This window comes from uncultured Winogradskyella sp., assembly GCF_963975125.1.
Taxonomy (GTDB): Bacteria; Bacteroidota; Bacteroidia; order Flavobacteriales; family Flavobacteriaceae; genus Winogradskyella.
In genome coordinates, this window is record NZ_CAXBGB010000076.1 from 1 (window position 1) to 15,999 (window position 15,999).

Here is a 15,999-nt window from a genome sequence, read left to right on the forward strand (position 1 = left end):
CAATATTTATTAGACTTAGAGCGTGAAGCTTTCCTTTCGCTTTGTACAGAACGTAAGACGTTGGAAAGAATTCAGCATATGTTAACCAAAGGGAAACCGTTACGTAATTAATTACGAAAAAGTACAAAGTAAAAAGAATTAAGTACAAAGACAGGATGCAAATACAGACTAAATAATATTTTAAATTTCTTAATACTTAATACTAACGACTTAATACTAAAAAAAGATGCACAGATTTGAAGAGTTGAAAATATGGCAAAAAGCAATGGACATAACAGAAAATTGTTATAGAGTTTCCGAAAATTTTCCGAAAGAAGAAAAATACGGATTAACATCTCAACTTAGAAGAAGTGCCGTTTCAATTCCTTCAAATATCTCTGAAGGAGCTGGTAGAAATACTAATGGAGAATTTAAGCAGTTCTTAGGAATTGCTAATGGTTCATCCTTCGAATTATTAACACAATTATATTTATCTAAAAGATTAAATTTAATAACAGAAGAAAAAGTAAGACCAATTATTAATGAAATTCTTGAAGTTACTAGAATGAACTATTCACTTCAAAAATCACTAACAAAGTCTTAATTCTTTGTACTAAAATCTTAATACTACTATGAGCAAACAAGCTTACATTGTAAAAGCATATAGAACAGCAGTTGGTAAAGCACCAAAAGGCGTGTTCCGTTTTAAAAGAACAGATGAATTGGCAGCAGAAACCATCAAATATATGATGAAGGAATTGCCAAATCTAGATCCAAAACGTATTGACGATGTTATTGTTGGTAACGCAATGCCAGAAGGTTCACAAGGACTAAATATGGCACGATTAATCTCTTTAATGGGATTAGAAGTTATAGATGTTCCTGGTGTAACTGTTAACCGTTTTTGTTCTTCGGGAGTAGAAACTATTGGTATAGCTACAGCAAAAATTCAAGCTGGAATGGCTGATTGCATTATTGCAGGTGGTGCAGAAAGTATGAGTAGCGTACCAATGACTGGTTTTAAACCGGAATTAAATTACGACGCGATTGTAAAAACTGGTCATGAAGATTATTATTGGGGAATGGGAAATACTGCGGAAGCAGTTGCCAACCAATTCAAAGTATCTCGTGAAGATCAAGATGAGTTTGCTTACAATTCTCATATGAAAGCTTTAAAAGCGCAAGCTGAAAACCGTTTTCAAGATCAAATTGTACCTATTGAAGTAGAACAAACTTATGTTGATGCCAACGGAAAAAAAGCAACAAAATCTTATACAGTAATCAAGGATGAAGGACCTCGTGCTGGTACAAGTAAAGAAGCTTTAGCAAAACTAAGAGCAGTATTTGCTGCTGGTGGAAGTGTTACGGCAGGTAATTCTTCCCAGATGAGTGATGGTGCTGCGTTTGTTATGGTAATGAGTGAAGATATGGTTAAAGAGTTAAATCTTGAACCCGTAGCGCGACTAGTAAATTATGCTGCTGCAGGTGTCGAACCTCGTATAATGGGAATTGGCCCAGTAAAGGCAATTCCTAAAGCATTAAAACAAGCCGGTTTAAAACAAGACGACCTATCTCTTATTGAGTTGAATGAAGCTTTCGCTTCTCAATCTTTAGCTGTTATAAGAGAGTTAAACTTAAATCCAGATATCATTAACGTCAATGGTGGAGCAATTGCTTTAGGTCATCCATTAGGCTGTACAGGAGCAAAACTCTCTGTGCAATTATTTGACGAAATGCGTAAGCAAAATATGCAAGGCAAATATGGTGCAGTAACCATGTGTGTTGGGACTGGTCAAGGTGCTTGTGGAATATTTGAATTTCTTAATTAGAACCAAGACGAAAAGAACCAAGAGAAAAGACTCTGCATAATTTTAAGAAATTAAAGATTTGGAATGAAAGCATGGTGTTAGTTTCAGCTTTTGAATGGGAAACACAATTGAACGTAGCTTTCAATAAAAGTTATATTTCAGAAGAAAAATTTAAAGAATTAGAACAAAAAATAAAACAAATACAAAAAATGATTTCAAGTTTTAAATCTGGACTTTCTTAGTCTAGATTCTTGACTCTTGAATCTATAAATCTTAAAAAAAAATGGAAGCAACTGAAAAAGATATCCTACGTGGTGGTCAATTCCTAGTAAAAGAAACAAAATGCGAAGACGTATTTACTCCTGAAGATTTTTCGGAAGAACAAACCATGATGAAAGATGCGGTTATGGAATTTAACGATCGTGAAATTATACCTCATAAAGCACGTTTTGAAGCTAAAGATTATGCTCTGACCGAAGAATGTATGGTTAAAGCTGGTGAACTTGGTTTCTTAGGTGTCTCAGTTCCTGAAGCTTATGGCGGAATGGGAATGGGATTCGTTTCTACATGCTTAACCTGTGATTATATTTCATCTGGTACAGGATCTTTTAGTACTGCTTTTGGGGCACACACAGGAATTGGAACTATGCCAATTACACTATACGGAACAGAAGAACAAAAACAAAAATACGTTCCTAAATTAGCTACAGGCGAATGGTTTGGTGCTTATTGTTTAACAGAACCTGGAGCAGGATCTGATGCTAACTCTGGAAAAACAACGGCAGAATTGTCTGCAGATGGGAAGTCTTATAAAATCAACGGGCAAAAAATGTGGATTTCAAACGCAGGTTTCTGTAGTTTGATGATTGTTTTTGCACGTATTGAAGATGATAAAAATATTACTGGTTTTATCGTAGAATATGATGGAGACAATCCTAACGGAATTGTTTTAGGTGAAGAAGAACATAAATTAGGTATTCGTGCAAGTTCTACACGTCAGGTTTTCTTTAATGACTGTGTTGTACCTGCCGAAAATATGTTAGCAGGTCGTGGTGAAGGTTTTAAGATTGCCATGAATGCACTAAACGTTGGTCGTATTAAACTTGCTGCTGCTTGTTTAGATTCTCAACGTCGCATTTTATCAATTGCAGTGAACTACGCTAATGAGCGTAAACAATTTAAAACTCCTATTTCAGATTTTGGCGCTATTAAAGTGAAATTAGCTGAAATGGCAGCAAGTACTTATGCTGGTGAATCTGCAACATATAGAGCCGCAAAAAATATTGAAGATAGAATTGCATTGCGTGAAGCTGCTGGAAACACACATCAAGAGGCGGAATTAAAAGGTGTTGAAGAATATGCTATTGAATGTTCTATCTTAAAAGTAGCAGTCTCTGAAGATGTTCAAAACTGCGCAGATGAAGGTATCCAAATTTTTGGCGGTATGGGATTCTCAGAGGAAACACCAATGGAAGCTGCTTGGAGAGATGCTCGTATAGCTCGTATTTATGAAGGAACTAACGAAATTAACAGAATGTTATCTGTTGGGATGTTAGTTAAGAAAGCCATGAAAGGTCATGTAGATTTATTAGGTCCTGCACAAGCAGTTCAAGAAGAATTAATGGGAATTCCTTCTTTTGAAACTCCTGATTATTCTGAATTATTTTCGGAAGAAAAAGCGATGATTGCGAAACTTAAGAAAACTTTCTTAATGGTTGCTGGAGGTGCTGTTCAAAAATATGGACCTCAATTAGAAGATCACCAACAATTACTAATTGCTGCTGCAGATATCTTAATTGAAATTTATATGGCAGAATCTGCAATTTTAAGAACTGAAAAAAATGCGAAGCGTTTTGGTGAAGAGGCACAATCTGTTCAAATCGCCATGGCAAAATTATACTTATATCATGCAGTTGATATTGTTGAAGAAAAAGGAAAAGAAAGTATTATTTCTTTTGCTGAAGGTGATGAGCAACGTATGCTATTAATGGGACTGAAGCGTTTTACAAAATACCAAAACTATCCAGACATTGTGGATTTGCGTACTGAGGTAGCTGAAAAAGTTAAAGCAGAGAATAAGTACTGCTTTTAATTAAAGTATTAAGCGTGAAATGAAAAAAGTCAATTCATTAGTTTGAATTGGCTTTTTTATTGCGTCAAATTTAAAACTGATTTTGAAGGATTTGGAAATACTCCTAAAAAGATCTGCAAAAATCGTTTAATCCTATAATTATAATATTATTAGTATCTCTTAAAATCTTTGTTTGTACAACATTAGCATCTTGGTATTCACAGTTAGAATCTAATTCTTTTCTGCTCAAATTAATTGTAGTAACAAGTGCGTAACCTTTTGTCTTAGTATAGACTTCATCTATATGTCTCTGCCCAAAATTAGCTGATTACTTTATGTTTAGCTGCATCCCAATATTATAAGTACCTCATTTAAGATAGAAATAATTGTTAAATTATAATGAATGCATTCTATAAAATAATTACCACTACAATTAAATTCTGTCGTTTAAAAAATAGCAAAAACAGAACATAGCCATAGTAAGTTTAGTCGTTTTATTCTTTTAGCTATGGGTTAATTTAAAACTGTAACACGTATGCAAAAGTATTAGTTTTCAACAATTTGTTAATGAAATTATATAAAAAATACCGACAAACGAAATGTTTATCCGACATAAAACACTTTTCTGCAATAATTCACTTACTAAGACGCTATTATTTTTAATAAGTCACTCTAAATACATAAGAAAATGACTATAGAATTATTATATTTATAAGCGTAATAATCCATACAATGAAATATACTTTTTTTCTAGCAGCAATAACTTTTTTTACACTATCCTATTCTCAATCCAACACAGAGGTATATTTATTCGATATAAGTACCGTAAACAATAAGATTAGCATAACTAATAATATAAACATTTCAAATAGCAAAGAATACGATAATCAACCCTCATTTTTAGATGATCGTTACATTGTTTTTTCATCCACAAGAAATGGACAAACCGATATTGCAAAATACGATACACGTTACAACGGCAAAATCTGGATTAATTTTACAGAAGGAGGAGAGTACTCGCCCTTAAAAATTACGAATAAAAATGCAGTATCGGCTGTACGGCTAGATAAAGATGGAAAACAACGTCTATATAGCTACAATTTAAGTAATGGTGAATCCACTGAGCTTATAGAAGATCTAGTCGTTGCTTATTATACTTGGTATGATGAGAACACTATAGTCTCAGCAGTTATAGAAGGAGATGATCTCAATTTATATATCACAGATTTAAAAGAAAGGAAAAGCAGACAGTATGCTACTAAAGTCGGGCGCTCTTTTCATAAAATACCGAACTCAAATCTTGTAAGTTTTATTTCAAAAAAGAATAATAAACAATGGCAAATAAAATCGCTAGATCCAATTACTGGTGAAACTAAAGTTATCGCCAATACACTATCTGGAGTTGAAGATATCTCTTGGTTAAATAATAGCACTCTCCTTTCTGGTAAAGGTAGTGTACTCTATAAATTAACCCTAAAAAGAGATAACAACTGGAAAATAGTTGCAAATTTATCTTCTAACGGAATTACAAAAATAACACGCCTTACTACAAATGCAACAGGTTCAAAACTATTATTAGTTGGAGATATTGACCAGACCACATCCTCCCAAGCAGAAGAAGAAAATAAAACAACTGAAACAGACACAGAAAACTCAGAAGTCATTTCTATTCTTGAAACTTTAATTCAAAAACAACTAGATGCTTATAACGCAAGAGATGTAAATGCTTTTATGTCAGCCTATACTGAAGACATAAAATTATATAATTACCCAAACGAGCTACTTTCAGAAGGTCAAGACCAAATGCGAAAAGACTACGTATCTTGGTTTAAACGTACTCCAGACCTAAAAGCAGCAAGCAAAAAACGTATTATTATAGGTAATAAAGTAATCGATCATGAACAAATAACTGCTAACGGTAAAGTTTTTAATACCGTAGCTATTTATGAGATTGAAAACGGACTTATTAGTAAAGTTACTTTTATGCAATGATGTAACAAATTACAATATTTATACACATATAAGTATAACCCAATATCTACTTACTTCCTACTTCTAAAACCAACCACATAATGGGACTATTTTGGGATCTAATCCAACAAAGCGAACTCGATGAGCAAAAAGGTAAAGCAGATTCATTAGAAGAGCGTGTTAAAACATTAGAAAATGAACTTACTAAAACCAAAGAATTATTACTTAAAACCTTAAAAGTTCTCGAAGAACGTTCAGGAGAAGATATTAATGACGATGGTGAAATAGGTTGAAAAAAACAGAAATAAAAAGAGGGTTTTTATTATTCACTTCTTCTAGAATTCATCTAATTTTTATTAAATTTAACAATCCCTTCCCTAAATTTATTAATAGCCTCTTAAACCTAAACTAATGTATTATTCATAAATCGATGAAAGCAAAATCCATAAAAGGAAAATCAACTAAAGAGATTCAAGAAGCCATTGAGGAAAGTTTATCAGATGGTTTTAAACCAACCTTAGCAATCGTCTTCTTATCTGTAAGTCAAAATAGAAAGGCAGTATGTGAACTTCTAGATAAAAAAAATATCGCTGTTTATGGAGCAACAACAAACGGAGAATTTATTGATGAAAACACCGAAAATGAATCTACGGCAATTTTATTACTCGACATCAAAAAAGAGCATTTTAAAATTTATCTTGAAGAATATCCTGAAAAAAATTATCGTGAAATTGCACAAAACATAGCTTCAAAAGCAAAAAAAGAATTTGAAAAACCAGCATTTTTAATTGCAGCTAGTCATCTGGAAACCGATGCAGAACAATTGCTTCTTGGTTTTGAAGATATTATAGGGAAACATGTTAATGTCTTTGGAGGGATGGCTGGAGATGATTATACTTTTGCTGATCAATTTGTTTTTACTAATGGAAAAGAAAGCAACATAGGAACTGTAGCACTAGCCTTAGATGAAGACAATATAAAAATTAAAGGAGTTGCCACTTGTGGTTGGAAAGCAGTAGGGACTGAAAGAACGGTTACCAAAAGTGAAGGAAATCATGTCTATACAGTAGATAATATTCCTGTATTAGATATTACTACAAAATATGGTGGTTTAGAAAATGTAACCCCAGAAAACGAAGATTTATTACTAGAGATAGCTGCCAATTTTCCATTACAACTTCAAAGAGAAAAAGGCGACCCAGTGATGCGCCCTGGTTTGGTTGTAGACTGGAGCGATCGTTCCTTTTATTGCAGTGGTACAGTACCTCAAGGTTCGAAAGTACGCTTTTCCTTACCTCCAGATTTTGATGTCATGGAAAAAGTAATTAAAGGGGTTCAACTATTAAAAGAGACTGAAATGCCTGAAGCTGATGCATTAGTCGTTTTTAGTTGTGCAGGAAGAATAATGTCTCTTGGACCACTAATGAATATGGAAATAGAGGGTGTGAAAAATGTATGGAACGTCCCAATGGCTGGTATGTTCTCTAATGGAGAATTAGCAAGAGCTACTGGCGGAAACCTAGAAATGCACAATCTAACCACCTGCTGTGTGGCACTTAAAGAAAAATAACTAAACACTAATAACAATGCAAAAATTAACAGTTTTATACGGACATCCAACAGATATTGAAACATTCGAAAGGTATTACCAAGAAAAACACTTACCGCTTGCAGCTACTATGGAAGGAGTAGCAAAGCTCGAATTAACCAGGTTTTTGGGAACACCAGATGGACAAAAAGCTGACTATTATAGAATGGCAGAATTATATTTCACCAGTACAGAACAAATGCAAGAAACCATGAGTTCTCCTGAAGGGCAAGCTACTGTTGATGATTTATCTAACTTTGCTACTGGTGGAGTAAATGTAATTGTTGGAATTACTGAAAATGATTCATAATCTACAGAGATAAATGATTTCAAAAACAATAAAAGCAAAATCTACCGAAACTATTTCCAAAGAAATTGTTAATGCAACCACTGATGGGTTTAACCCTACTCTAGCAATTGTTTTTCTTTCCATAAAGCAAGATTGGAAAGCAATTACCAAAGAATTGGACAAAAGAGACATCGCCGTTTTTGGAGCCACAACTTCAGGAGAATTTATAGATGGAGACATCGAAGAAGGTAGTATTACGATAATGTTACTGAACATGAATCTAAAATACTTCAAACTAAAATTTTTAGAAACGGGAGAACAAAGCACCTACGAGAATGCGAAACAAATGGGTATTGAAGGAAAAAACACCTATACAAATCCTGCATTTATTATTGCAACTGGATGGTTAAGTAATGACGGAGAACATATTGTTGAAGGAATTACGGAAGGTTTCGGCAGTGACGTTACCATTTTTGGTGGAATGGCAGGTGATGATCTTGCACTAGAAGGTCCTATTGTGTTTACAAATAAAAAAAGTAGCGACAAAGGCTTATTAGGACTGATTATCGATGAAGATAAAATTGAAATAAATGGCATTGCCACATGTGGCTGGAAAGCTATTGGGACAACCAAAACCATTACAAAAAGCGAAGAAAACATTGTCTATACCATCGATGACAAACCTGCTCTAGATACCATTATTAAGTATTTAGGAGTAGATTATGATTTTAATTCTGGTAAAGAAATAGTAACTCAAGTTAGTGCCTATTATCCGTTACAAATGGAACGTGAAGGAGTGGCTCCTGTAATGCGCACAGCCATGTTTGCCAACAGAGAAGACCGTTCGCTTATTTGCGCAGGCAACGTGTCTCAAGGTTCTAAAATTAAATTTTCGCTACCACCCGATTTCGATGCTATTGAAAAAGTAGTGGAAGAATGTAATGAGTTAAAAACAGAGAAACAACCAGAGGCAAACGCCATAATTATGTTTTCCTGTGTAAGTCGTCATTTGTCATTTGGAGTATTAATACAAGAGGAAATTGAACAAGTAAAAGAGGTTTGGAATGCTCCAATGATAGACTTTTTTACATATGGTGAATTCGGGAAATCAAAAATCGGGAACAATGAATTTCATAATAATGCGTGTTGAGTTGTGGCTTTAAAAGAAAAATAAACATGAAACGAGCATCCCAAAAGCACTAAATACAACGGAATGGTTAATAGCGAACAGCATGTGACCATTGAAAAACAATAGATATAGACACATGAATAGCAAATCCATCAATGGAAAATCTACAGAAGACATTAAACAGGCACTACAAAATAGCTTGGTAGATGGTTTTGATCCAACTGTGGCAATAGTGTTCATGTCCGTAAAACAAGATAGAAAGGCTATTTGTGAATTAATGGATTCCAAAAATATTGATGTTTTTGGTGCTACTTCTTGTGGTGAGTTTACTAACAATCATCAGTCTGAAGGAGAAATTGCTATTTTACTTTTAGAATTATCAAAAGAGCATTACGCAATCTTGTTTGAAGATTTTGTCGATGAAAACTTAGATAACGCTGTTTCCAAATTAGCAAATAATGCGCTAAAACAATTCACTAACCCATCACTTATAGTATGCAGTCCAGGCGTCAATCAAAAAGGAGAGCATTTTGAAGGAGAAAAACTGGTGAAAAGCCTGGAAAAAAGCCTTGGGCCCGACAAAATATGCTTTGGTGGCATGGCAGGAGACGATTGGATGCTAAAAGAAACATTTGTTTTCACTAATTACAAAGAAGCTAAATATGGCATAGTTGCTTTAGTTTTAGATGGAGATAAAATCGCTTTAAATGGAATGGCTATTACAGGTTGGAAACCTTTGGGAATTACAAGAACAGTGACCAAAAGCAAAGGTCAATTACTCTATGAAATTGACGGAAAATCTGCTGTAGAATTGTATTTAAGATATCTAGGAAAAGAAGACAAAATAGCCGAAAAAGATTTTAAGGTATTCGAAGAATTATCAATGGAATATCCATTCATTGTAGAACGAGACAAAGACGAGACTGTACTAAAAACACCCATGAAAATTGATAGTGCAGAAAAAGCACTTGTCATAGATATCCCAATGCCAGAGGGCTCAAAATTTTGGTTTACGCAACCACCAGAATTCGATATTGTTGAAGAAGTGATTGAAAAAGCCTCTGAATTAAAAATGGAGTTGAGAACAGAAGCAGACGCCTTATTAATTTTTTCTTGTGCTGGCAGACAGCCCATACTTGGACCAATGACTACAGATGAAAATGAAGGACTCGCTGAAGTATGGCAATCACCAATGGCTGGTTTTTTTACTTATGGTGAATTTGGTCGCGTATTAAACGGCAGACAGAATTATCATTCAGGAGCATGCTGTTGGGTAACACTTAAAGAAAAAGCATGAATAAAAACCTACAACATATATTAGACATTGTAAATCAATCAAAACAATTATCAGAAGGTGATATCTCTGCAATTCTCAATTATTTAAAAAAAGCAGATAAAGATTTATTAATTTCAGATTTTAAACTCGAACGCACCAATAAAGTAAAACGCACAACAGCAATCCTTTTAGAAGAAACCATTGGAGAACTTGAACAAAAGCGTGCTGCAATAGAAGAAACTAATTTTGCTTTAAACAAATCTTTAGAAGAATTAAAATCAGCTCAAGCACAACTTGTACAAGCAGAAAAAATGGCAAGCCTAGGTGAACTAACCGCTGGTATAGCGCACGAGATACAAAATCCACTCAACTTTGTCAACAATTTTAGCGAAGTTAGTAAGGAACTTTTAGAAGAAATGTTGGAAGAGATAAAGAATGGAGATATGGAAGAAGTTAAGTCTATAGCAAATGACGTTACTCAAAATCTCGAAAAAATATTACACCATAGCAAGCGTGCAGATGGCATTGTAAAAGGGATGTTGCAACACAGCAGAAAAAATTCTGACGAAAAAGAAGCTATAGATATCAATTTATTGGTAGATGAATATTTACGATTGGCATATCACGGATTAAGAGCCAAGGACAACACCTTCAATGCAAGTTTAGATAGTAGTTATGACAAATCAATAGAAAAAATAAGCATTATTCCTCAAGATATTGGTCGAGTAGTTTTAAATATAATCACCAATGCCTTTTACGCTTGCAATGAGAAAAAAAAGAAATTAGAAAAAGAACAATCAGGCCTAAATGGATTTCAACCAAAGGTTAGTGTTACTACAAAAAAAGAAAACAACTCCATAGAAATAATTATTAGTGATAATGGTAATGGTATTAAAAAAACTATAATTAATAAAATATTTCAGCCTTTTTTTACAACCAAACCAACTGGGCAAGGTACTGGTTTAGGCCTAAGCCTTAGTTATGATATTATTACGACTCATGGAGGAACTTTAAAGGTAGATTCTGAAACAGGAAAAGGTACAAATTTTATCATCAAACTACCTACAAATAATTAAGCTATGCAACTTACCAATACACTAGAAAAAGATATTTTAAAAATCTACAACAAATGGATGCACAGTTATTTAAATGGTGATGTCGCTACTTACAATTCTTATTTTGATGATGCTTACCACTTTATAGGATCTACGGATAATGAAGAATTTTTAAACCGGAAAGATACCACTCAATTTTTTAAAAATACAGCAGAGCAGTTTTCTGGTAAAACAGAATTACGAAAAGAAATTATAACCATTGAGACCTTTAATGACCTTATTTTTATTACACATGTTTTTGATGCTTGGTTTTTAAACGATACGGAATGGACTTATTATAGTCGTTTTAGATTTACATCTGTTTTACAAGAAAAAAAAGAAGATTGGCGATTTATTTACCAACATTTTTCTATTGCAGATAATAAAGCAGATGAAGGAGAAACCATAGGCTTCAATAAAGTGAACGCAGAAAATCAAGAATTAAGAGAAGCCATAAAACGACGAACAGTTGAACTTGAAACAAAGAACCGTGAATTAGAAATTGAAGGAGCTTTACAACGTATTAGAGCGCAAGCCGTCGCCATGCAACAATCTTCAGACCTACTCGACATTGTGGTAACGATGCGAAATGAATTTACCAAATTAGGTCACCAAGCCCACTATTTCTGGCACATGATGTGGCTACCAGAAAAATACGAAAAAGCCATGACCTCTGGTGATGGAAGCAAAATTGGTTTCGTTATGACCTTGCCAAGGCATATGCATGGCGACATTCCTTTACTAGCTAAATGGGAAAAAAGCAAAAAAGCAACTGTGGTTTATACCATGACTGTAAACGAGGCCATAAATTACGTAGATAAAATGGGCAACTTGGGTGATTTTCAGAATATAGATCCACAAGCACCAAGTCACGACGACATAAGACATATTGGTGGATTGACTTTTATCATGGCAAGAACAACGCATGGAGAAATTGGTTACAGTTTACCTGGTGTTGTAAAAAATCCTCCTGCAGAAGATCTAGATATTTTAGTTCAATTTGCTGGTGCTTTTGATTTGGCGCACAGACGTTTTTTAGACTTACAGAGAGCAGAAAGACAAGCACGCGAAGTTAAGATAGAATTGGCTTTAGAAAAAGTGAGAAGCCGAACTATGGGAATGCAGCGAAGTGAAGAATTACGAGATACTGCTATGCTTCTATTTCAACAAGTAGAAGAACTAGGAATAAATTCCTTTGCCTGTGGATTTAATATATGGGACGATGATAAAAAAGCTGCTACTGCTTGGATGGCTAGTAAAGATCGTCTTCAGCCTCCATTTAAAACAAATTCTTCTGAAGATGTGTATCTTCTTTTTCATAAAGCAGAAAAAAGAGGAGAATCTTTATTTGTACTAGAACAAGAAGGAAAGGAACTTGAAGACCATTATAAGTATTTAAAAACTATTCCGGAAGTAAAGGAATTAAGTGACGCTGGACTTTCTTTTCCTACATTTCAAATTATACATTGTGCTTATTTTTCCAAGGGTTATCTCATGTTTATTACCTTAGAACCTGTTCCAGATGCACATGACATATTCAAACGCTTCTCCAAAGTTTTCGAGCAAACCTATACACGTTTCCTAGATTTACAAAAAGCCGAAGCACAAGCGCTCGAAGCAAAAATTGAAACGGCCTTGGAAAAAGTACGTTCCAGAACCATGGCGATGCAACATAGCGACGAATTGCAAGAAACATCATTCTTATTAGATCAACAAGTAAGATCATTAGGCATTAAAACTTGGGGTTGTGCCTTTAATATTTACGGAGAAAAAGAATCTACCGAATGGTTTGGAAATGAAGCCGGTGTGCTACCTACATATACAGTCCCAAGAAAAGGAATATTATCAAAAAGGCAAAAAAGGTGAATCGCTATTTATAAAAGAGTTTTCAGGCGACGAATGTGTTTCACATTATGAATATATGAGCTCACTACCTGTTATAGGTGACGTTTTAATGGAATTAAAGGAAACAAACAATGGTTTTCCAACCTATCAAATAGATCATGTCGTCTATTTCAAATATGGATATCTACTGTTCATAACCAAAGAGCATGTTCCAGATGCACATGATGTTTTTAAACGTTTCGCTAAAGTATTCGAGCAAACCTACACACGTTTCCTCGACCTTCAAAAAGCAGAAGCACAAGCCAAGGAAGCTCTAATTGAAGCAGCTTTAGAAAGAATTCGATCTCGCTCTCTGGCCATGCACAATAGTAATGAAATTGGAGACGTGGCTTTCGTTCTCTTTCAACAACTAAAGAGTTTGGGTGGCGAACTTTGGGGTACAGGATTTGGTTTCTGCGAAAATAATTCCGATGTTGATGAGTATTGGTTTGCCAACGAAAATGGTGTTATGCCACAACTTAAAATTCCAAATACGATAGATCCTAGCCATAAACAAATGTATAAAGGCTGGAAGAAAAATCTAGAATCATTATCAATTATAAAAGATGGTAAAGAGCTAAAAGATCATTACAAATATATGCTAACTGTTCCCGATGTTCAGCCCATTTTTCAAGGCTTGTTGGATAATGGTATTGCATTTCCAAAATGGCAAAAGTGGCATGCAGCCTATTTTAAATATGGATACTTGTTAGTAATTACTACAGAGATTTATAAAAATAAAGCCGTTTTTAAACGGTTTGCTAAGGTATTCGAGCAAGCCTACACACGTTTCCTCGACCTTCAAAAAGCAGAAGCCCAAGCAAGAGAAGCGCAGATTGAGGCCTCACTTGAAAGGGTAAGAAGCCGAGTTATGGCAATTCAAACCAGCAATGAGTTAGATGAAGTTATTCAAATAATTTTTGAAGAATTAGGTAAACTAGATGTTCAACTAATGGAGTGCAGTATTGCAACTTATGACATCAATCCTAAAGATTTAATTTATCGTAGCGCAGGACCTATTGGAGCATTACAACCAAAAAGTGTAAAACTTCAATATTTTGATCACCCCCTTTTAAATGACCTTTTTAAAGACCTTGAAAATGGGATAAAATACCGTTCGGGTGAATTATCTGGAAAAATACTCAAAACATGGTGGGACAGTGTATTTACCAAAACGGATTTCAAAAATGCTCCAAAGAAATTTATTGCATCTTGGAAAAGTGTAAAATCAATTTTTTATTCTCAATTTGCTATTAAGCATGGTTTTCTTGAATTTCTCGGAAATTCACCATTGGAAAAAGACAAGGTGCAATTATTAGAACGGTTTACAAATGTTATTGACCTTACTTATTCTCGATACGATGATGTTGTAAAAGCAGAATACCAGGCCAGAGAAGCCCAAATAGAAATAGCCTTAGAAAGGGTGCGTTCACGAAGTATGGCCATGCATAAAAGCGAGGAGCTAAAAGACGTAGTAAAAGTTATTTTTGACCAGATGGCTCACCTAAAAATCAATGCTGAGCATGCAGGTATTGTGGTAGATTATGAACCAAAAAAGGATTGGCATTTTTGGGTCGCTGATAAACAGGACATTCCAGCTAAGATAACAGTTCCCTACCTCGATTTGGTTTGGGATAAACAATTCACAGAAGCAAAAAAGAAAGGCACCGATTTTTTTAAAACACAATTGGATTTTGAAGAAAAGAATAGTTTTTATAAAAAACTACTTCCTCACATTGAAGGTCTGACCAAAGAGGCATGGGATTTTTATCTAAATTGCCCTGGACTGGCAGCATCAACAGCAATACAAAAGGATATCGGTCTCTATATTGAAAATTTCTCTGGCATACCTTTTTCCAATGCCGAAAATTCAATTTTGATGCGCTTTGGAAAAGTGTTTCAGCAAACTTACACACGTTTCCTCGACCTACAAAAAGCAGAGGCTCAAGCAAAAGAAGCGCTAATTGAAGCAGCTTTAGAAAGGGTACGTTCACGAAGTATGGCAATGCACAAAAGTGAGGAGTTGTTAGAAGCAGGTGCATTATTGTACCATGAATTGTCAGATCTGGGAATTGAGCATCTTACTGCTGGATATATACTTTTTGATAAAAAAGCACATATAGGATACAGTTATGGTGTTAACCCTGCAGATGGAAGCATTAGACACCAGCCCGTTGAGTTGATACATACAGAAGACAAAACAATGAAAGCCATTGTGTCTAGTTGGAAAAAGCAAGAACCATTATTGGTAATTGAACTAAACCCAGAGGAGACTATAAAACATCAAACTTATATTGCAGAAAAGAGTAAAAATTTTCCACTTTCTGTTGCTAAATTATTGGCTATTTCACCAGAGCGTTTGGTAATACATTGTTTCAACTTTAAACAAGGTTATTTATTAATAGTAGGAGGGATTCGTTTATCAGAAGAACAACAGAATATGATTCCTCGCTTTGCAAAAGTTTTTCAGCAAACCTATACACGTTTTCTAGATCTGCAAAAAGCAGAAGCACAAGCAAGAGAAGCAAAAATTGAAACGGCACTCGAAAAAGTAAGAAGCCGAACCATGGCCATGCAAAAAGGTGAAGAAGTCAAAGAGGTTGTAGTCCTTTTGTATAAAGAGCTTATAGCACTTGGTGTTACTAACTTTGCAACTTGTGGTTATGTAGAAATAAATGAGGAAACCCAATTACAATCCACTTGGGTTACAAGTCCTGGAGGAGATTCTTTAGGGTTATTTTATCTTCCTTTAACTGGAGACGTCTATTTTGATGAACGTTTTAAGGCATGGAAAAAACAACAAACGGTATTCCACCAAACAGTCGCTGGTAAAGAGCGAAGAAAACATCTTGAATATGCCATTACCACATTCAATTCAAAAGAGGCTGAAGAAATGGTTCTTAATCAGTT

The 15,999-nt window shown here is 34.6% G+C and carries 13 protein-coding genes; all 13 read left to right on the forward strand.

The genetic code is table 11. From position 1 onward, the window contains the following. The first annotated feature begins 226 nt into the window (after positions 1-226). Positions 227-583 (forward strand): four helix bundle protein, encoded by a 357-nt coding sequence (locus tag AAC053_RS11085; RefSeq protein WP_339756398.1) that lies wholly within the window; start codon positions 227-229, stop codon positions 581-583. A gap of 28 nt (positions 584-611) precedes the next feature. Continuing rightward, complete coding sequence (locus tag AAC053_RS11090) at positions 612-1,808, forward strand: acetyl-CoA C-acyltransferase (RefSeq protein WP_339756400.1); 1,197 nt, start codon at positions 612-614, stop codon at positions 1,806-1,808. Positions 1,809-1,879: 71 nt separating this feature from the next. Then, entirely contained in the window at positions 1,880-2,029 is a 150-nt protein-coding gene (locus tag AAC053_RS11095; RefSeq protein ID WP_339756403.1) for a four helix bundle protein, read from the forward strand. A gap of 41 nt (positions 2,030-2,070) precedes the next feature. Beyond that, on the forward strand, positions 2,071-3,879 hold the full coding sequence (locus tag AAC053_RS11100; RefSeq protein ID WP_339756406.1) for an acyl-CoA dehydrogenase family protein: 1,809 nt from the start codon (positions 2,071-2,073) through the stop codon (positions 3,877-3,879). Between the two features lie 711 nt (positions 3,880-4,590). Beyond that, positions 4,591-5,850 (forward strand): nuclear transport factor 2 family protein, encoded by a 1,260-nt coding sequence (locus AAC053_RS11105; RefSeq protein WP_339756409.1) that lies wholly within the window; start codon positions 4,591-4,593, stop codon positions 5,848-5,850. 80 nt (positions 5,851-5,930) lie between these two features. Continuing rightward, complete coding sequence (locus tag AAC053_RS11110) at positions 5,931-6,122, forward strand: hypothetical protein (protein ID WP_339756411.1); 192 nt, start codon at positions 5,931-5,933, stop codon at positions 6,120-6,122. Between the two features lie 137 nt (positions 6,123-6,259). Further along, positions 6,260-7,399 carry an FIST N-terminal domain-containing protein gene (locus AAC053_RS11115; protein ID WP_339756413.1) on the forward strand — a complete coding sequence of 380 codons (1,140 nt, stop codon included), beginning with the start codon at positions 6,260-6,262 and terminating at the stop codon, positions 7,397-7,399. 16 nt (positions 7,400-7,415) lie between these two features. Next, entirely contained in the window at positions 7,416-7,727 is a 312-nt protein-coding gene (locus tag AAC053_RS11120; RefSeq protein WP_339756415.1) for an EthD family reductase, read from the forward strand. A gap of 13 nt (positions 7,728-7,740) precedes the next feature. After that, entirely contained in the window at positions 7,741-8,856 is a 1,116-nt protein-coding gene (locus tag AAC053_RS11125; protein ID WP_339756418.1) for an FIST N-terminal domain-containing protein, read from the forward strand. A 115-nt stretch (positions 8,857-8,971) separates the two neighbouring features. Beyond that, positions 8,972-10,132: an FIST N-terminal domain-containing protein gene (locus AAC053_RS11130; RefSeq protein WP_339756421.1), complete on the forward strand. Its 1,161-nt coding sequence runs from the start codon at positions 8,972-8,974 to the stop codon at positions 10,130-10,132. Beyond that, positions 10,129-11,187, forward strand: coding sequence for an ATP-binding protein (locus AAC053_RS11135; protein ID WP_339756424.1), 1,059 nt, complete (start codon positions 10,129-10,131; stop codon positions 11,185-11,187). Before AAC053_RS11130 ends, AAC053_RS11135 begins: the two co-directional genes overlap by 4 nt. Positions 11,188-11,190: 3 nt before the next feature. After that, positions 11,191-13,071: a nuclear transport factor 2 family protein gene (locus AAC053_RS11140; RefSeq protein ID WP_339756426.1), complete on the forward strand. Its 1,881-nt coding sequence runs from the start codon at positions 11,191-11,193 to the stop codon at positions 13,069-13,071. Next, positions 13,001-15,999 (forward strand): hypothetical protein (locus tag AAC053_RS11145; RefSeq protein ID WP_339756428.1); only part of this gene is annotated, 2,999 nt, incomplete at its 3' end. The genes AAC053_RS11140 and AAC053_RS11145, both read left to right, overlap by 71 nt.